This is a genomic window from Enterobacter sp. BIDMC93, from assembly GCF_001037805.1.
Lineage (GTDB): Bacteria > Pseudomonadota > Gammaproteobacteria > Enterobacterales > Enterobacteriaceae > Enterobacter > Enterobacter hormaechei_C.
The window spans coordinates 3,217,957-3,234,760 of record NZ_KQ089962.1 but is presented as its reverse complement, the minus strand read 5'-3'; the positions used below and the strand labels follow the sequence as shown (position 1 = coordinate 3,234,760).

Below are 16,804 nucleotides of genomic sequence, written 5' to 3'. Positions count from 1 at the left end.
AAACAACGCTATGACCCATGATATCCCGCTCAAGTATTATGACATCGTCGACGAGTATGCGACTGAAACGGCGAAACCGGTAGAAGAGGCAGAGCGTACGCCGCTGGCACACTATTTCCAGCTGCTGCTCACTCGCTTATACAACAATGAGGAAATCAGTGAAGAGGCGCAGCGGGAGATGGCTGTCCAGGCGGAGATAGACGAAGCGCGCATTGACGATATTGCGAACTTCCTGAATCAGTGGGGCAATGAATAACGCGTCATCGCGCTGAGTCTGCCAGCAGCCTGGCGAGGTCGTGCCGGGTTAGCGACTTTGAAAAGTACCAGCCTTGTACGAGGGCATCCGGGTATCTCTGCGCGATGAACTGATATTGCGTTTCGCTTTCAACCCCTTCAAAAACCAGGGTTTTGTGCAGTTTAGCGAGCGCGTCGCTAAAGATCACCAGGATATCCTGTTTATAGTGCTCGCTGATGCCGTCCACTAACGACTTATCCACCTTGATTTCGTCATATTTGAGATTTGAGAGCCTGGCAAGATTAGAGTTTTGCACGCCAAAGTCGTCTATTGAAATTTTGACGCCTGCCGATTTAAGCTCCTCACAAAACTCTTCAAGGATGGCCGCGGTGGAAACGCCATTCTCGGATAACTCAACTTTGATTAACGATAAGGGAATCGCGTTCTCTGAGCATTCATGACGTAATACCGCCAGGAATTTGCCGTCTTCAATTTCCGTCCGGCCAACGTTCAGTGAAATCATTAACTGATGTTCAGCGGCCAGCGCGGCAATTTCCGCCAGGGATTTCTTTATCATGTTCTGATAATAAACGTTATACAGGCCAATTTTTTTAATTAACGGGATAAACAGCTCAGGAGAAACCTCTTTGTGATTGTTATCCTGCCATCTTGATAACACTTCAACCCCGACGATTTTCTTATCAGCAACCCGAATAACAGGCTGAAAATGAACGCTGATGGTATTCGCTTTTACCGCTTTGACCAGTGTTCGTTCCAGAGAACGTCGGTCTTCATAAAGTCGAAGAGAAAACAGCGTCAGGGATACCCAGATAAAGTATAAAAACAAGCACAGAAGCACCATCACTACGTGGGAGAGCGAAGCCAGTCCGGCATCATGGTGTGTGACGGTAACGCACAAATCCCAGCGTGTACTGCACTCTGTCACAGCCAGCGTAAATAACAGAGACTGTAAGCGGCTGAAGTTTTCTGATGGCGGCGTAACGGTGAAAAAGGTGCGGCCGAAATCTTTAGTGGAAGAACGAAGCGAATAGTTGGCGGTAACGGGGGCAAATTTATCGTAGGCTGAACGGGAGGTGAAGATAATAAGGTGGTTATAGATTGTCGCATTGCCGACAAAGAAATCTTTCTGCGAAAACTGCGCCAGGCTGAAACCGTTCTGGGTATTATGCAGCTCAGAGGGAAGGGCGATGGGATTTGCCAGCTTGCCCCAAAACGCGGTGCAGGTGATTTTCCCCTTTTCAATAAACCCCACATCGGCGAAATAGAGACTTCGCATCTTTAATTTTCGGTAGACGTTCAGACTGGCGCTATCGCATCCCTGCGCGGAGGTATTTTTAAGCGTACTGGCGATATTTTGCGTTAACTCTTCAGAATAGCTTAAGAGCGTGTGGGAGATCTCCCTCTGCCGGTTCTTTTGCTGCTCAGCGATAATGGCGTTAACCGCATACAGCGACAGGACGACCATAAAGGTTGAGATGATAGCAACGGCAATGGCCTTCTTCATTTTCCTGTTGTCCCACCACGTCCTGAGGTGCAGGGATCTTAACACAGGTCATAAAAGCTACAAGTATGAGAGTTGAGGCTGCACGGAATCGAAAGGAAAGCCACCATGCCAGGCTCCTTTCATCTCAGAACCATTCAAACCGTGTTGAGAGCAGTAGCAGTAACGTACTGGCAGAAACAAGATTAAGGCAGATGACAAACTTGCTTGATACGTTCATGTTATCAACGTTTTTGTTGTTCAGTAGCCACAGAGAATAGCGTTTCACCTCCACTGAAGAAACGCCAGATTTTGGTGGGTTCGGGCAAAAAAAAGCCCACTCAAGAGTGGGCAAGAAATACTGGAAGCAATGTGAGCAATGTCGTACTGAATACCTGAGTGATTTGCTCAACTATTCAGTAATGAGAAAGATAATCTTTCTCAGTAAAAGATGCAACCCCACGATGAGTGTGGAACGGCATTTTTTTACTGCTCATATTTTAATCAAACGAACCGTGTGATTCTTATCACAAATTTCCTTTCTCAGATCCTGTGCTATCCTTTTCTGTGTCGTTGATTTAATGACAAAAACCATACAGAGAGGAAAGCTATGGGAATTTTATCCTGGATTATCTTTGGGCTGATTGCGGGGATCCTGGCGAAGTGGATTATGCCGGGCAAAGATGGCGGCGGTTTCATCGTCACGATCATTCTGGGGATTGTGGGTGCAGTCGTCGGTGGCTGGATCAGTACCCTGTTCGGCTTTGGCAGAGTTGATGGCTTCAACTTCGGCAGCTTTGTCGTCGCGGTGATTGGCGCGCTGGTTGTTCTGTTTATTTACAGAAAAATCAAAAGCTAAATCTGACCTGAGTTAAAAAAGGCTGCCTGACGGCGGCCTTTTTACTTTGGGCGTTACCACCAGCCCAACTGCGTACCGGCGACGGCCACGATGGCGACAATCAGCATGATGATGGTCGTTTTTCTCATTTAAGCCCCCGGCGCGGCGTAACCACCAAGGAAAAACCAGCCTAAAAACACCACCGCCGTGATAAAAATAACCACCGGAAAGAGGATCCCTATTCTCATGCCATCACCTGTTTGAGTTTGTATAAGGCCGTAGAGTGTACGATTTTAATCTAACGCGACAAAGCCTGTTTTGCTTTTTCCTTTTTTATCCTGATACATCGCGAGGTCTGCGGTGCGCAGGGCGCTATCTTCATCCGTGCTGTGAGGATCAACAATAACGACGCCAAGGCTTGCGCCGGGATAAAGAATAGTGGCATTACCTAACCCGTATTCGCCCGCAATAAGACCATTGAGGCGGGTTTTGATTGCGTTGACCCCTTTGCTGGCGTCGCCATCATCGCTGTGACTCAGGCTGGCAACCAGAAATTCATCGCCGCCGAGCCGGCCAATAATCTCATCCTGCGTTTGCTCGTGAGTCAGCCGCTTGCCGACCTGTACGAGGAAGCGATCGCCCGCCTCATGCCCGTACTGGTCATTGATTCGCTTGAAATCATCGAGGTCAATAAAAGCCATCATGACGTTGCGGTTAAGATGGCGCGCCAGTGAGAACAGGGTGGTAAGGTTTTCAAAAATGGCGCGACGATTCGGCAGGCCGGTGAGGGCGTCGGTGTAAGAGTGAGCAATGAGCGCCGCATTTGCTTCGCGAAGCTGAAGCACAAGCGACTCTTTCTGAATGTACTGACCAATTAAACCGGCAAAGAGTCTGATCACCTGCTCGCCACGCTCGCTGAACTGTTTCTGTGCGGTGCTGGCAGCGCAAAGCGTGCCATACAGAGAACCGTCAGCCAGGTGAACCGGCACGCTCATATAGGTTGTAATGCCCAGTGCTTTGGCCGCTTCACACTCCGGCCAGCGGTCGGGCACCTCGTTACTGAACAACGTGTCGCTGTCGATGGCGCGCTTACACAGCGTTTCGTCCCAGGGCACGCTGAACCCTTCCGGGATCTGCATTTGCTTGCTGTTACGGGCATATAAAATGTGCTGCAAACGCGCATTGATATCGACTTTCGTCAGGTAGGTTGATTCCATATCCGTCACAATTTCCAGCATTTCCAGTAGCTGACGCACCAGACTGTCGAGAGATTGCTCAGTGGAGAGGGTTTCTGAAACACGGGCAAGAATGATATCTGACATGAGGCAGGATGACTCCCATGCAGAAGACCTCTGTATCTGCATGTTATGCTGAAAATATAGACTCCGGTCATAGTAAAACATGAACAGGATTAATTTTATAGATTCTTCTGAAGGCAGATGAGGGGACGACTAAAAAAAGCCCCGATGTTGAGATCGGGACAAAACATCTTGATTACGGAATGATGTTCTCTGGTCAGTGTGAGAACAGGCATCACTATAAGGGGGAATCGTGCAGGTTTAATGGAGAAATCATGGAGAAAACGGCGATGACCCGTTACTCTGACATTTTTACACCCTGAAGGATCATGATAATGAAATATCTTCTCCTGGCGCTGGTTTTACCGCTGGCCGCCTGCTCAACAAAGACAACCCCTCCTGATGCGCCTCAACCGCCGCACGCTATTGGTATGGCAAACCCGGCGTCAGTGTACTGTCTGGAGAAAGGGGGAGAGCAAATCCCTGTTCAAAGCCCGCAGGGCGTACGTACCGAGTGCAAACTGCCCGGCGGGGAAGTGATCGATGAATGGGATCTTTACCGCCGCGATCACCCGCAACCGACCAGATGACAACGGCAATAAAACTGCGATACACTTCCCTTTAGGATTATTCTTAGCCAGTTTCTGGCAGTACGTATGCGAGAAGAAGTATGTTTCAGTTAAAACCGGGCAGCATGGCGATGATCGTGGGTGCGCGTACGGCGGCAGGCCGTCGAAATATCGGTAAATCCGTCGAGCTGTTTGGCCTCTGTCAGCCGGGCCAGCGTTTTGTGAACCCGGTTAACGGCTTCATGACGCAATTACCCGCCACGTCAGCGCGTGCGCTGTGGCTGGTCACCGGTGATGTTTACGCCTTTGATAATCAGCACGGCTTTGCGTTTGTTCGCCCGGAACATCTGATGCCGCTTACTCCCGACGAGATGCCACACAACGTGGATGAGCTGGCGATCGGTTAATCACAGTTTACGCAGCCAGTCCGCCAGTACCTGCGCGTGATTCTGCTCCGTATTTTTCGCCCCATAGAGTAGCGTCACGGTCTGCTGTTTGGCGAGAGCCGCCAGGCGTTTGCCTTCATCCGGATGCTGCGCCAGCTCTTTACGATAGGCTTCACTGAACGCGGTGAAATCTATCGTTTCACTGTGAAAAGCTTTTCGCAGTTCGCTGGACGGCGTTAGCGCTTTACACCACTCGTCACAGGCGAGGTCGGTCTTTTTTATCCCTCGCGGCCAGAGTCTGTCGACCAGGATCCGGTAACCGTCTTTTGAGGTCGCCTGCTCATACACGCGTTTACATTGAATCATGGGTCCTCCTCATTTCCTTACGACGTTCTGCAAGAACACTATAGCACCCGGCTTTTATCCACCCAATTTAAGGTATTGTGATAATTGCAAAAGATCGGTAGTCTGAGGTTCCTTATGTTATCTGAAAATCCTCCGGCATAAGGAATCTCTGATGGAACTCTCCCCGGTTAAAACGACGCTGCGCATTGCGCTGGTTGGTGATTACAATCCCGATGTTATTGCGCACCAGGCGATCCCGCTGGCGATTGACGACGCCGCTGCGGTTCTGGAGCTCACCGCTGATTATGACTGGCTCGCCACGCCTGAGCTGACCAGCCCCGAAGACCTGGTCGGGTACGATGCCATCTGGCTGGTACCGGCAAGCCCGTATAAAAACACCGAGGCGGCGTTTATTGCGGCCCGTTACGCGCGTGAGAACAGCATCCCCTTTCTCGGCACCTGCGGCGGGTTCCAGCATGCGCTGATTGAGTATGCGCGTAATGTACTGGGCTGGCACGATGCAGGCCATGCCGAAACCGACACCGAGGGAAGGATGGTAATTGCGCCGCTGACCTGCTCGCTGGTGGAAAAAACCGACGCGATCGAGCTGCGGAATAACACGCTGATTGCTAAAGCGTATGGCAAGCCGGAAATTCAGGAGGGGTATCACTGCAATTACGGCGTCTCACCTGAGTTTGCCGACCAGCTTGAGCGGGGCGACATGCGCGTAACGGGCTGGGACGAGCAGGGTGAGATCCGCGCGGCAGAGCTGGTAACCCATCCTTTCTTTGTCCTCACCCTGTTCCAGCATGAGCGGGCCGCGCTGCAAGGGCGCCCGGTCGTGCTGGTACAGGCCATGCTGCGGGCGGCGCAGGGATAAAAAAAGCAGACCTCCGGGTCTGCCTTGAATGTCAGCGGGGTGTGATCTCCCGGTCACGCCCGGCAAGCATACCGCATAACGCCATCACCACCGCGGCCAGCGCGCAGGCGAGCAGCGGAATGCGCCAGTCTCCGGCGGTATCGTGAATTTTCCCCATCAGCGGTGGGCCACAGGCCGCCAGAAGATAGCCAATCGACTGTGCCATGCCGGAGAGCGCCGCGGCCTGATGGGCCGAGCTGGCGCGCAGCCCGATAAACGTCAGGCCGAGGATCATGGTGGCGCCGGATCCAAAGCCAAACACCAGCGTCCAGACGACGGCCAGCCCCGGCGCGAACCAGAACCCGGCCGCGCTGACGGCGCACATCAGGGCGACTAGCCCGGCAATGCCACGCTGATCGTTAAGACGGTGCAGGATCAGCGGAATGGCGAGACCGGGAACCGCGGTTGCCAGCTGGAGAAGCCCGTGCATGGAGCCAGCCTGCGTTTCGCTGTAGCCATGGCTAAGCAAAATCGCGGGTAACCAGCCGATAATGACGTAGTAAATCAGCGAGTTAATGCCCAGAAAAAGCGTCACCTGCCAGGCGAGCGCCGAGCGCCAGATAGCCCGATTGTGCAGCGCGCCCGCTCCGGTCAGGGTGGCGGCCGGCTTCTGGCGCCATTGCGGTAACCACAGCAGCAGCGCCACCAGCGGGAAGAACATCAGCATCAACAGCGCCCCGTGCCAGCCACCACTCCCCAGCGACAGCGGGACGATCAGCGCCGACCCTGCGGCAGCAGCGGCTCCCATCGTCAGCGAATAAGCCCCCGTCAGTTTTGCGACCTGGCCCGGAAAATCACGTTTGATTAAGCCAGGTAGCAGGACATTGCCCAGCGCAATCCCACAGCCTACGATCGCCGTACCGATAAACAGCAGCGAGGCCGACGGCAGCGAACGTACGCCAATCCCGATGCAAATCAGCAGCAGAGCGATAAAAAGGCTGCGCTCCATGCCCAGGCGCCGGGCGACGCCTGCGGCAAGGGGAGAGATAAAGGCGAAGGCCAGCAGAGGCAGCGTCGTGAGCAGGCCGGTTTGCGCCGTGCTTAAGCCATAGTCCTGTCGGATGGTATCGAGCAGGGGGGCGACACCGGTAAAGGTGACGCGCAGCGTCGTGGCAATCATCAGGATGCCTGCAATCAGCAGCGCACCCTGTTTCCCGGAAGGTTGAATAGCAGTAGTCATTATTGTCTCTTACGTTCAGGCGAGCGCATACCATACCGATTTAAGTCGTGGTTGAAATCAGGCTAAAATGACAGTTTATCGCTAATATCGGACAATTTTATGTACGGACTGGGGCTCGATGGCTACGATCCCGATAGCCAGCACGACGCGGCGGTGGCCTTTCGCATCCGCGTGGTGGCACAGGAACAATATATTCCGCTGCATCAGCACCGCAAAGGGCAGCTGATTATGGCGCTGGGTGGCGCGATCACCTGTGAAGTGGAGAACGCGATGCTGATGGTGCCGCCCCAGTATGCGGTGTGGATCCCGGGACAAACGCCGCACAGCAACAAGGCGACGCCCGGCGCGCAGCTCTGTCTGCTGTTTATTGAACCCGGTGCGCTCGAATTGCCGACGCGTACCTGTACGCTGAAAATATCGCCCCTGGTGCGGGAGCTGGTGCTGGCGCTTGCGGACAGGTCACGGGAGGAACTGCCTCTTCCCGCTACCGGAAGGCTGGTTGACGTCCTGTTTGATGAACTGCCCCTGCAACCGCAGGAGCATCTACAGCTGCCGGTATCTCCGCATCCAAAAATTCGCCTGATGAGTGAGACCATGGCAAACGAACCTGCCGCCTGGCAGACGCTGGCGCAGTGGGCCAGCCACTTTGCCATGAGCGAACGCAATCTGGCGCGGCTGGTGGTGAAAGAGACTGGCTTGAGCTTTCGCCGCTGGCGGCACCAGCTCCAGCTGATTGTCGCATTGCAGTTTTTGATCGGCGGAAAGTCGGTTCAGCAGGCGGCGCAGGCGCTGGGGTATGACTCCACCACCGCCTTCATCACCATGTTTAAGAAAGGACTGGGACAGACGCCCGCTCGCTATATCGCCAGCCTGACTACGACTTCCCGATAAACAGCGAAACCAGTCCGGCAGCAATCAGCGGGCCAACCGGCACGCCACGAAACAGCGCCACGCCTAACACGGTGCCCACCAGCAGCCCGGCCACCAGTGAAGGCTGGCTGCTCATCAGCGTCACGCCGCGCCCGCCAAGCCATGAGACAAAAACGCCCACCGCAATCGCCACCAGCGATTTCCAGTTTACAAAGGAGTGCAGCAGCGTTGAGGCCGGTAGCGTTCCGCTGGCAATCGGGGCCATCACGCCGATGGTCAAAATAATGATCCCGATGGTAAGCCCCTGTTTTTCTATCCACGGGAAGAAGGTATTCAATGGTGTGACGCGAACGATGATCAGGACCAGAATGGAAATCGCGACGGTGGTGTTGTGGCTGACAAAACCCAGAGCAGCCAGGGCCAGAAGTATGAGCAGAGTAGGGTCGAACATGACGGGATCCTTGCCAAAAATAGTAAGCCTGCTTACTTTACGCGCAAACGCGACGGCAGGCAGGCTTTACTGAAAAAATTGTCTATTTTTGGGCACTTGCCTGACGTCAGTCCACCAGCTGCTGGATAAGTGGACTTCCTTCGCGGATAAACACCGGGATGGTTTCCAGCGCCGCAGGCACCCGGATATGCTCCCCACCGGCGTAGCGCTCACCGTTGAGAGCGACCCAGCTATTGCCCGTCGGCAGCCAGACATTGCGCTCACGCTGACCGGCCTGCATAACCGGCGCCACCAGAAGATCTTCGCCAAACAGATACTGATCTTCACACGCCCAGCTCTGCTTATCCTGCGGATAGTGCCAGAACAGCGGACGCATGAGCGGGTCTCCGTGCAGATGAGCCTGCTGGTACAACGCGTCAATATACGGGCGCAGGGTTTCGCGCACGGTAAGCCAGTGCTGCATGATGGCGTAATTCTCTTCTCCGTAACTCCACAGCTCATTAGGCGAACCGCTGTTACACTGAGGAATGCCGTCACGGTAGCGCTCCGGGGGCTGGATCTGCGGTTCGCGATAGCCGTGCATGCGCAGAACCGGTGTAAACACCGCCCACTGGAACCAACGGATCAGCAATTCGTGGAACGCCGGGTCGTTAACGTTCCCTCCCTGGAAGCCACCGATATCGGTTGTCCACCATGGGATCCCCGCCAGCCCCATATTCAGTCCCGCGGCGAGTTGATTGCGAAAAGCATGGAACGAGGAGTGAACATCACCCGACCACGCCAGCACGCCGAAGCGCTGGCTGCCTGCCCAGGCGCAGCGTACCAGGTTAACAATGTCCGTTTCGCCGTTTGCCTGGAGCCCATCGTAAAAGCCCTGCGCAAAGTCACGCGGGTAGCGATTGCCCACTTCCAGCACCGGACCGGCGTGGTAGCGATAGTTGTCAAAATCATAGGCGCGGTATTCCGGTTCGGCTTCGTCCAGCCAGAACAGCTTAATGCCCATGTCGTAGTAATTTTTCTTCACCGTACCCCAGACGAATTTCCGCGCCTCAGGATGGGTCGCATCAAAGAAGGTGGTATTGCCCATAAAATCGAGGTTGACCTGCACGCCACGTTCACTGCTGACCAGCCAGCCTTTGGCTTTCATCAGCGGGTAGAGAGGGCTGCGCGCCTCTACCGTTGGCCACACCGACACCATCAACGCAATACCCATTTCGCGCAGCTCGTCGACCATCCCTTCAGGATCGGGCCAGTCTACGGGGTCGAAGCACCAGGTGCCCTGATTCGGCCAGTGGAAAAAGTCGATGACCATCACCGACAGCGGCAGATTACGGCGGCGATACTCCCGCGCAACCTCCAGCACCTCCTGCTGGGTGCGGTAGCGTAATTTGCACTGCCACAGCCCGCTGATAAACGCCGGGGCGGAGGGCGGAGTACCGGTGGCTTTCACATACTGGCGGGTGATATCCGCCACCGTGTCGGCGGCGGTGATCCAGTAGTCCATTTCTCCTGTGACGCGGGCGCGCCATTCCGTCTGATTTTTTGCAAAGCTGGCTTCACCAATCGCCGGGTTGTTCCACAGCAGGCCATAGCCAAGGCTGGACTGCATAAAGGGCACGCTGGCCTGGGAGTTGCGCTGCGCCAGTTCCAGCGTACAGCCTTTCAGATCCAGCCACGGCTGTTGATACTGACCCATGCCATAGATGCGTTCATCCGGACGCGATTCAAACCGGACGGTGAGCTGATATTTCCCCCCCATTAGCGGCTTAAATTCGCGGCCATCCAGCTTCAGGGCGCTGACATATTTATCCTGGCTCTTCTCGCTGGCACCGATACCCACCGTTGAACGCTGGCGCCACATCTCTTCCAGCAGCAGTTCGCCGCGCTGATTGTAGAAGGCCAGCTGACCTTTAAGATTCAGCGTCGCGGTAATATTGCCGTTGCGCAGCGTCAGGCTTTCCGCTTCGGCGACAATCTCAGCCTGGCAAGGGGCGGCGGGCAACAGTGCCTGTAAGGCGTCATCAAAAGCCGGGGAGCAGGTAGCCCTGACGCGCAGGCTGTTTTCCCCCCACGGTTCAATACGCAGGATCTGGCGTTCAAAACGCCATTCGATACTGTTGGAATGTTGGATCAGCTCACTCATGGATAACGCGTCCTTCTAAACAGGGTGTTTGGCAAGATGGATGGATTGCATTGTGCTGTCGTCGAGCTTGTACCAGCGCAGCGTGGCAAACGCGCAGAGTGACAAGACGCCAGGCACGACGGTGAAGAGGGCGATGATGCAGTACATGGCCGTGGTGGTCTGTTCCGGGGCATTGGCAACATAGCCGCTTAAGCCCAGCGTCCAGCCAACAATCGCGCCGCTGATCGCCATCCCCAGCTTGAGTACGGCGAGGAAGGTGGAGAAGATCACGCCGTCCATGCGTTTGCCCTGTTTCCATTCGCCGTAATCGGCGACGTCCGCCATCATTACCCACATCAGCGTGGTGGTGGCCTGGTAAAGGGTGGAGACGATAAACGTCATGGGCACCAGAATAAGCACTGACTTCGGCGCAAAGAACAGGGCGATGCTGAGTACCCCCGCCAGTACGGAACAGTATCCAAACATCTGCACTTTGCTGACGTTCTGCGTCAGACGTTTGGCCAGCGCGCTGCCTGCGGCTTTCCCGAGAATATGCGCCCCGAGCATCCACATAAAATAGCTCGCGCTACCGAGATAATAAGTGACGAAATACATCATTGCGCCAAGGCGAATAACGCCAAAACCAATGTTTGTTAATACCAGGACGGCGACAACCCGCCATTGGTCGTTTCGTAATAAATCCCGCAGTTCCGCAAGATAATTATTGTGGGTGGCGGGAGCCTTAATACGTTCACGCGTATTGGCGAAGCAGATCCAGAACATGACGACCGCGACGGTCGCCATAATGGCCATCGCCCAGCGGTAGCCCAGTAATTTATCGTCGCCGCCTAAAAACTCTGCCAGCGGCATCATAAAGAATGTCGACAGCGCGCCGCCCAGCGTGGCCAGGAAAAAGCGATAAGACTGGAGGGAAATTCGCGCATCGTTGTCGGGCGTGATCACCGCGCCCATGGAGCAATAGGGAATATTGATTGCGGTATACATCAGCATCATCAGGGTATAGCTGACGGTGGCGAAAATCATTTTACCGTGCAGGTCGAGCGACGCCGGAACGGCGTAGGTCAGCAGACAACTTGCGCCAAAGGGCAGCGCCAGCCACAGCATCCAGGGGCGGAATTTGCCCCAGCGCGTGCGCGTCCTGTCTGCGATATAGCCCATCGCCGGGTCTATTATGGCATCGGCGGTTCTCGCCAGAAGAAACATGGTGCCCACGAATGCGGCAGGTAGCCCCACCACGTCCGTATAGTAAAACGTCAGAAAAATAATGACGTTATCCAGCCCAATATGGCTCGCCATATCGCCTAACCCATAACTGATCTTTTCTTTACGGGTAATTATTTCGGTCATTGTATTCACCTTGCCAGTGTAAGGTTTATTTTTGAGGTGCTCCGTAAACAGGGTTAACCATGATGAAAAGGTTAACAATTGCGAGATCTGGCATCGGGGTTACGTAAATTTCTTTTCGTGATACCGGTAACAAATAATGTATTTAAACAGTGACTTTATACGGTGGAGGATAGGTAACAGCGAATCGTTTCAGCGAAAAAATAGTCATTTCACGGACGCGTCATTGTCATTTAACTGTCATTGTGCGGGGGTAAAAAAGAGGCAAATGGGCAAAGCAGAGGGCATCATGAACGATCCTATGTTTGTCGAAACGCTGATTATCTCCTCATCGTTTTTTATTATCGCGATTATTTTGATTGCTTCCGTGCTGCTGCTGGAAAACGGCTGACCGTTAGCCAGCCGCAGTATTTATTGTTTACGGAACGTCACCAGTTCAGGACGGGCGATACGCAGATAGTCCTGGGTGTCCATAATCACCGACTTTTCCAGCAGGCCGGCGTTAAAGGCGATCTCATCGAAGCGCTCAAACAGCAGCGGATCGGCGACCAGCGTCAGATCCGGATGAAAGCTGAAGGGGGGAATGGCGCCGAAGACGCAGCCGGTAAGCGCATCCACTTCAGCCGGACTGGCGAGAGAGGCCTTTAGCCCACCGAAATGACTGGCCAGAAGGCTCAGATCGGCCTGCCGATCGGCGGCGAGGATTGCCAGAATATGTTTCTTAACACCGTTGCCTTTTACCTTGCAGACCAGTGCTTTTGCACCCTGCCGGAGATCGGTCCCGCGAATTTCACTGACCGCTTCGCATTTCCCAACGGCCTCATGCGCCACCACGCGAAAGCGCGCCTCCTGCTCGGTTAATAAGCTGATTAGCCGCTGATGGGTCGTCGTCCCGATCACGTCATCAGACATAACGATTTCACCTGTGATTTGCCAATACGTAGCTTGCTACATTAGCACGGGACGGAGAGGGCTGAAAGAAAACAGCCAGCGGGTGCGCTGGCTGTTGGGTCATGCGTTGCTGGTGGACGACTGTTTCTGGAACAGTTCCCGGAAGACCGGGTAGATGTCATCCTGGTCACGAATGTGCTGCATCGCAAAGTTATCGAACATCGCTTGCAGATGCTCATACTCACGCCACAGCGTCTGGTGGGCGCGACGGGTAATTTCAATGTAGCTGTAGTAACGCACCACCGGCAGGATCTTCTTCGCCAGAATTTCATGACACAGCGGCGAGTCATCCGCCCAGTTATCGCCATCCGATGCCTGCGCGGCGTAGATATTCCACTGCGCCGGATCGTAGCGCTCCTTCACCACCTCGTCCATCAGCTTCAGGGCGCTCGACACGATGGTGCCGCCGGTCTCCTGCGAGTAGAAGAACTCATGTTCATCCACCTCTTTCGCCTGAGTGTGATGGCGGATGTAGACCACCTCCACGTTCTTATACGTTCTGCTCAGGAACAGATAGAGCAGAATATAAAAACGCTTAGCCATATCCTTGGTGGCCTGATCCATTGAACCTGATACGTCCATCAGGCAGAACATCACCGCCTGACTGGAAGGCTCCGGCCGTTTTTCGTAGTTCTTGTAGCGCAGGTCGAACGTGTCGATAAACGGCACCCGGTCGATCTTCGCCCGCAGCTCGGCGATCTCTTTTCGCAGGCGCTCCTCTTCCAGCAGTTGTGCCGGCTCCGTGTTTTCCACCACTTTCAGGCTGGTTTCCAGCTCGCGCAGTTCGCGCCGTTTGCCTGCCGTCATCGCCGTGCGTCGCGCCAGCGAGTTTTGCAGTGAACGCACCACGCTGATGTTGGCGGGTACCCCGTTTGCGGTATAACCCGCGCGATGGGTTTTGTATTCGTTGAGCTGACGGTGCTGATTCTTTCTCAGATTCGGCAGGGCCAGATCCTCAAACAGCAGGTCGAGATATTCGTCTTTTGAAATCTGAAAGACGAACTCGTCCTGGCCTTCACCGTCCTGGCTGGCCTGCCCCTGACCGCTGCCAGAACCGCCGCCTCCGCCTTGGGGCCGCTCGATTCTGTCATTCTGGACGAAGTGGTCATTACCTGGGTGCACGCGATGGCGAAGGCCGCCACGCCCCTGATGAAACATCGGTTCGCTGATGTCATCGTTAGGGATGGAGACGGATTCGCCGCTGTCGACGTCGGTCACCGAGCGTTTGTTGATGGCCTCGGAGATCGACTGTTTAATTTGCGCTTTATAACGGCGCAAGAAGCGCTGGCGATTCACCGTGCTCTTGTTTTTGCCGTTAAGACGCCGGTCAATAAACCAGGTCATATATCCCCCGTACTGCATTTGCCAACTTGCAGCGTCCGTAAGTACCGGACATTTTGTTGGCCCGGTAAGCGCGTTACCGGGCACTTGTTTTAAGACGATTTACGCACGCGCAGATACCATTCACAGAGCAGGCGGACCTGTTTGCGGGTATAGCCTTTTTCCATCATACGGTCGACAAAATCGTCGTGCTTTTTCTGCTCGTCGGTTGAGGTTTTGGCGTTGAACGAGATGACCGGCAACAGCTCTTCCGTGTTAGAGAACATTTTCTTCTCTATAACCGTGCGCAGTTTTTCGTAGCTGGTCCAGTTCGGATTGCGGCCGTTGTTATGCGCTCTGGCGCGCAGCACGAAGTTCACAATCTCGTTTCGGAAGTCTTTCGGGTTGCTGATCCCGGCTGGTTTCTCGATTTTTTCAAGTTCCGCGTTCAGGGATTCACGGTCAAACAGCTGGCCGGTATCCGGGTCGCGATACTCCTGATCCTGGATCCAGAAGTCAGCGTAGGTGACGTACCGGTCGAAGATGTTCTGGCCGTATTCGGAATAGGATTCCAGGTAGGCGGTCTGGATCTCTTTGCCGATAAACTCGGCGTATTTCGGGATCAGGTAGCCTTTCAGGAACTCCAGGTAGCGTTCAGCCTGCTCCTGTGGGAACTGTTCACGTTCAATTTGCTGTTCCAGCACGTAGAACAGATGTACCGGGTTGGCGGCCACCTCCGCGTGGTCGAAGTTAAAGACGCGGGAGAGGATCTTAAACGCGAAACGCGTCGACAGACCGTTCATCCCTTCGTCGACCCCGGCGTAATCGCGGTATTCCTGGTACGATTTCGCTTTCGGGTCGGTATCCTTCAGGCTTTCGCCGTCATACACGCGCATTTTTGAGTAGATGCTGGAATTTTCCGGCTCTTTCAGGCGCGACAGGATCGAGAAGCGCGACAGCGTTTCCAGCGTTCCCGGTGCGCAAGGGGCATGAACCAGCTCACTGTGGTTGAGCAGTTTTTCGTAAATCTTGATCTCCTCGGAGATCCGCAGGCAATAAGGCACTTTGACGATGTACACGCGGTCAAGGAACGCCTCATTGTTTTTGTTGTTACGGAAGGTCACCCATTCAGATTCGTTAGAGTGGGCAAGGATAATCCCGTTAAACGGCAGGGCGGAAATACCTTCCGTCCCGTTGTAGTTCCCCTCCTGGGTGGCGGTCAGCAGCGGATGCAGCACTTTGATCGGTGCTTTAAACATCTCGACAAATTCCATAATCCCCTGGTTGGCGCGGCACAGCGCACCGGAATAACCGTAGGCATCCGGGTCGTTTTGCGCGTGATGCTCCAGCTTACGGATATCGACTTTACCCACCAGCGCCGAGATATCCTGGTTGTTCTCGTCACCGGGTTCAGTTTTGGCAATGGCGATCTGCTCGAGGATAGACGGCCACACTTTCACGACGCGGAATTTGGTGATGTCCCCGCCAAACTCGTGCAGACGTTTTGCCGCCCATGGCGACATGATCGTACCGAGATAGCGATGCGGAATGCCAAACTCTTTTTCCAGAATTTGCGCATCCTCTTGCGGATTAAACAGGCACAGCGGATGGTCATTGACCGGGCTGCGCTCGCCGTTGGCGCTCAGCACATAGATCGGCACGCGCTGCATCAGCGCTTTCAGCCGTTCAGCCAGGGAGGATTTACCCCCACCGACAGGACCCAGCAGGTAAAGGATCTGTTTCTTCTCTTCCAGCCCCTGAGCGGCATGCTTCAGGTAGGAGACGATCTGCTCAATGGCATCTTCCATGCCATAGAACTCTTCAAACGCCGGGTATCGGGCGACCACCCGATTCGAAAAGAGACGGGAAAGCCGTGGCTCCAGGGCAGTATCAACCATGTTTGGCTCACCAATAGCCATCAATAGCCGTTCTGCCGCATTGGCATAGGCACTGCGATCTTGCCGACAAATGGTAAGAAACTCCTGCAGTGTGAACTCTTCGTCCTTGGCAGCTTCGTAGCGCTGGCGATAGTGATCGAATATATTCATGGCATGCCGTCCTTTCGTTTTTTAGCACAGGATAAGAGCCGTTCGTATGAGTAGTGGAGGCTCCCGGAAGAGAATTTTTCGCACCTCACTGCCAGAGCAGCAACCTGTGTGCCAGGTCGAAGGCTATGAACCGCAGGGTGTTCAGCAAAACCTCTTCTTAAATTAAAGCGTAGATGGCAATTGCAAAACTTGCATACGGATAAAATCTACTTTCAATGACATATCAATAACTCATCCAAAAATTTCCACTGCGGTTATAAGCGAAAAGCGGGTTTTTCATTTATCGGTCACATAAATGAAAGCGGGATGTCATCTGAAAAATGAAAAATAACGGGTTAATCAAACGGATTAGCGCGCAAAAAATTTTGGGATGTACGGGAATGGCGGTTACACTTCACCCGCTGAT

At 54.2% G+C, this 16,804-nt stretch carries 20 protein-coding genes; 7 read left to right on the top strand and 13 right to left on the bottom strand.

Translation table 11 applies throughout. The features are described 5' to 3' along the window. Positions 1–10: 10 nt before the first annotated feature. Positions 11–256: a YmjA family protein gene (locus SK58_RS15120; protein WP_022650806.1), complete on the top strand. Its 246-nt coding sequence runs from the start codon at positions 11–13 to the stop codon at positions 254–256. A 4-nt stretch (positions 257–260) separates the two neighbouring features. Here SK58_RS15120 and SK58_RS15115 read toward each other — a convergent pair whose 3' ends face one another. Both SK58_RS15115 and yncL read right to left on the bottom strand, forming a co-directional pair. Then, complete coding sequence (locus SK58_RS15115; protein ID WP_023296321.1) at positions 261–1,760, bottom strand: EAL domain-containing protein; 1,500 nt, start codon at positions 1,758–1,760, stop codon at positions 261–263. Between the two features lie 124 nt (positions 1,761–1,884). Then, on the bottom strand, positions 1,885–1,977 hold the full coding sequence (gene yncL, locus SK58_RS22945) for a stress response membrane protein YncL (RefSeq protein WP_071524166.1): 93 nt from the start codon (positions 1,975–1,977) through the stop codon (positions 1,885–1,887). Positions 1,978–2,346: 369 nt separating this feature from the next. Here yncL and SK58_RS15110 point away from each other — a divergent pair, with 369 nt between their 5' ends. Then, positions 2,347–2,595 (top strand): GlsB/YeaQ/YmgE family stress response membrane protein, encoded by a 249-nt coding sequence (locus SK58_RS15110; protein WP_003857896.1) that lies wholly within the window; start codon positions 2,347–2,349, stop codon positions 2,593–2,595. A 53-nt stretch (positions 2,596–2,648) separates the two neighbouring features. Here the strand turns inward: SK58_RS15110 and yoaJ are convergent, their stop codons facing one another. Genes yoaJ through SK58_RS15100 form a run of 3 tightly spaced genes read right to left on the bottom strand, consistent with a single transcriptional unit; the run spans position 2,649 to position 3,896 of the window. Continuing rightward, positions 2,649–2,723, bottom strand: coding sequence for a protein YoaJ (gene yoaJ, locus SK58_RS23275; protein WP_015570794.1), 75 nt, complete (start codon positions 2,721–2,723; stop codon positions 2,649–2,651). Next, complete coding sequence (locus tag SK58_RS22935; RefSeq protein WP_015570793.1) at positions 2,724–2,822, bottom strand: YoaK family small membrane protein; 99 nt, start codon at positions 2,820–2,822, stop codon at positions 2,724–2,726. Between the two features lie 45 nt (positions 2,823–2,867). Further along, positions 2,868–3,896 carry a sensor domain-containing diguanylate cyclase gene (locus tag SK58_RS15100; protein WP_048220171.1) on the bottom strand — a complete coding sequence of 343 codons (1,029 nt, stop codon included), beginning with the start codon at positions 3,894–3,896 and terminating at the stop codon, positions 2,868–2,870. A gap of 311 nt (positions 3,897–4,207) precedes the next feature. Here SK58_RS15100 and SK58_RS22730 point away from each other — a divergent pair, with 311 nt between their 5' ends. Continuing rightward, complete coding sequence (locus SK58_RS22730; protein WP_015570791.1) at positions 4,208–4,462, top strand: putative hemolysin; 255 nt, start codon at positions 4,208–4,210, stop codon at positions 4,460–4,462. A gap of 80 nt (positions 4,463–4,542) precedes the next feature. Continuing rightward, complete coding sequence (locus tag SK58_RS15090) at positions 4,543–4,848, top strand: periplasmic protein (protein ID WP_048220170.1); 306 nt, start codon at positions 4,543–4,545, stop codon at positions 4,846–4,848. Here SK58_RS15090 and SK58_RS15085 read toward each other — a convergent pair whose 3' ends face one another. Then, positions 4,849–5,193 (bottom strand): DUF488 domain-containing protein, encoded by a 345-nt coding sequence (locus SK58_RS15085; protein WP_015570789.1) that lies wholly within the window; start codon positions 5,191–5,193, stop codon positions 4,849–4,851. 151 nt (positions 5,194–5,344) lie between these two features. Here SK58_RS15085 and SK58_RS15080 point away from each other — a divergent pair, with 151 nt between their 5' ends. Then, on the top strand, positions 5,345–6,052 hold the full coding sequence (locus SK58_RS15080; protein WP_045344203.1) for a CTP synthase C-terminal region-related (seleno)protein: 708 nt from the start codon (positions 5,345–5,347) through the stop codon (positions 6,050–6,052). Positions 6,053–6,083: 31 nt separating this feature from the next. Here the strand turns inward: SK58_RS15080 and SK58_RS15075 are convergent, their stop codons facing one another. Beyond that, complete coding sequence (locus tag SK58_RS15075) at positions 6,084–7,271, bottom strand: CynX/NimT family MFS transporter (protein WP_017384696.1); 1,188 nt, start codon at positions 7,269–7,271, stop codon at positions 6,084–6,086. Between the two features lie 99 nt (positions 7,272–7,370). Here SK58_RS15075 and SK58_RS15070 point away from each other — a divergent pair, with 99 nt between their 5' ends. Next, positions 7,371–8,162 (top strand): AraC family transcriptional regulator, encoded by a 792-nt coding sequence (locus tag SK58_RS15070; RefSeq protein ID WP_017384695.1) that lies wholly within the window; start codon positions 7,371–7,373, stop codon positions 8,160–8,162. Here the strand turns inward: SK58_RS15070 and SK58_RS15065 are convergent. The 3 genes from SK58_RS15065 to SK58_RS15055 all read right to left on the bottom strand — a co-directional run bounded on the left by SK58_RS15065 (position 8,146) and on the right by SK58_RS15055 (position 12,082). Continuing rightward, positions 8,146–8,592 (bottom strand): DUF441 domain-containing protein, encoded by a 447-nt coding sequence (locus SK58_RS15065; RefSeq protein ID WP_003857881.1) that lies wholly within the window; start codon positions 8,590–8,592, stop codon positions 8,146–8,148. The two genes, SK58_RS15070 and SK58_RS15065, sit on opposite strands and share 17 nt — an antisense overlap. A gap of 106 nt (positions 8,593–8,698) precedes the next feature. Continuing rightward, complete coding sequence (locus tag SK58_RS15060) at positions 8,699–10,735, bottom strand: glycoside hydrolase family 31 protein (protein WP_048220169.1); 2,037 nt, start codon at positions 10,733–10,735, stop codon at positions 8,699–8,701. Positions 10,736–10,750: 15 nt separating this feature from the next. Continuing rightward, the gene (locus SK58_RS15055; protein WP_048220168.1) at positions 10,751–12,082 is read right to left on the bottom strand and encodes a glycoside-pentoside-hexuronide (GPH):cation symporter; all 1,332 of its coding nucleotides are present in this window, start codon (positions 12,080–12,082) and stop codon (positions 10,751–10,753) included. Between the two features lie 286 nt (positions 12,083–12,368). On the opposite strand from SK58_RS15055, the gene yoaI reads away from it, so the two are divergent. Then, positions 12,369–12,470 (top strand): small membrane protein YoaI, encoded by a 102-nt coding sequence (gene yoaI, locus SK58_RS23215; protein WP_017384693.1) that lies wholly within the window; start codon positions 12,369–12,371, stop codon positions 12,468–12,470. A 20-nt stretch (positions 12,471–12,490) separates the two neighbouring features. Here yoaI and SK58_RS15050 read toward each other — a convergent pair whose 3' ends face one another. From SK58_RS15050 to yeaG, 3 genes are all read right to left on the bottom strand, one after another. Then, positions 12,491–12,991 (bottom strand): YbaK/prolyl-tRNA synthetase associated domain-containing protein, encoded by a 501-nt coding sequence (locus SK58_RS15050; RefSeq protein WP_015570783.1) that lies wholly within the window; start codon positions 12,989–12,991, stop codon positions 12,491–12,493. A gap of 99 nt (positions 12,992–13,090) precedes the next feature. Then, on the bottom strand, positions 13,091–14,374 hold the full coding sequence (locus tag SK58_RS15045) for a YeaH/YhbH family protein (RefSeq protein WP_017384692.1): 1,284 nt from the start codon (positions 14,372–14,374) through the stop codon (positions 13,091–13,093). A gap of 89 nt (positions 14,375–14,463) precedes the next feature. Beyond that, positions 14,464–16,398 (bottom strand): protein kinase YeaG, encoded by a 1,935-nt coding sequence (gene yeaG, locus SK58_RS15040; protein WP_006809140.1) that lies wholly within the window; start codon positions 16,396–16,398, stop codon positions 14,464–14,466. Positions 16,399–16,804 lie beyond the last annotated feature (406 nt).

Coding starts and splice junctions, on each gene's coding strand:
- SK58_RS15120 (WP_022650806.1), top strand. CDS start 11: ATGACCCATGATATCCCGCTCAAGTATTATGACATCGTCGACGAGTAT.
- SK58_RS15115 (WP_023296321.1), bottom strand. CDS start 1,760: ATGAAGAAGGCCATTGCCGTTGCTATCATCTCAACCTTTATGGTCGTC.
- yncL (WP_071524166.1), bottom strand. CDS start 1,977: ATGAACGTATCAAGCAAGTTTGTCATCTGCCTTAATCTTGTTTCTGCC.
- SK58_RS15110 (WP_003857896.1), top strand. CDS start 2,347: ATGGGAATTTTATCCTGGATTATCTTTGGGCTGATTGCGGGGATCCTG.
- SK58_RS22935 (WP_015570793.1), bottom strand. CDS start 2,822: ATGAGAATAGGGATCCTCTTTCCGGTGGTTATTTTTATCACGGCGGTG.
- SK58_RS15100 (WP_048220171.1), bottom strand. CDS start 3,896: ATGTCAGATATCATTCTTGCCCGTGTTTCAGAAACCCTCTCCACTGAG.
- SK58_RS22730 (WP_015570791.1), top strand. CDS start 4,208: ATGAAATATCTTCTCCTGGCGCTGGTTTTACCGCTGGCCGCCTGCTCA.
- SK58_RS15090 (WP_048220170.1), top strand. CDS start 4,543: ATGTTTCAGTTAAAACCGGGCAGCATGGCGATGATCGTGGGTGCGCGT.
- SK58_RS15085 (WP_015570789.1), bottom strand. CDS start 5,193: ATGATTCAATGTAAACGCGTGTATGAGCAGGCGACCTCAAAAGACGGT.
- SK58_RS15080 (WP_045344203.1), top strand. CDS start 5,345: ATGGAACTCTCCCCGGTTAAAACGACGCTGCGCATTGCGCTGGTTGGT.
- SK58_RS15075 (WP_017384696.1), bottom strand. CDS start 7,271: ATGACTACTGCTATTCAACCTTCCGGGAAACAGGGTGCGCTGCTGATT.
- SK58_RS15070 (WP_017384695.1), top strand. CDS start 7,371: ATGTACGGACTGGGGCTCGATGGCTACGATCCCGATAGCCAGCACGAC.
- SK58_RS15065 (WP_003857881.1), bottom strand. CDS start 8,592: ATGTTCGACCCTACTCTGCTCATACTTCTGGCCCTGGCTGCTCTGGGT.
- SK58_RS15060 (WP_048220169.1), bottom strand. CDS start 10,735: ATGAGTGAGCTGATCCAACATTCCAACAGTATCGAATGGCGTTTTGAA.
- SK58_RS15055 (WP_048220168.1), bottom strand. CDS start 12,082: ATGACCGAAATAATTACCCGTAAAGAAAAGATCAGTTATGGGTTAGGC.
- yoaI (WP_017384693.1), top strand. CDS start 12,369: ATGAACGATCCTATGTTTGTCGAAACGCTGATTATCTCCTCATCGTTT.
- SK58_RS15050 (WP_015570783.1), bottom strand. CDS start 12,991: ATGTCTGATGACGTGATCGGGACGACGACCCATCAGCGGCTAATCAGC.
- SK58_RS15045 (WP_017384692.1), bottom strand. CDS start 14,374: ATGACCTGGTTTATTGACCGGCGTCTTAACGGCAAAAACAAGAGCACG.
- yeaG (WP_006809140.1), bottom strand. CDS start 16,398: ATGAATATATTCGATCACTATCGCCAGCGCTACGAAGCTGCCAAGGAC.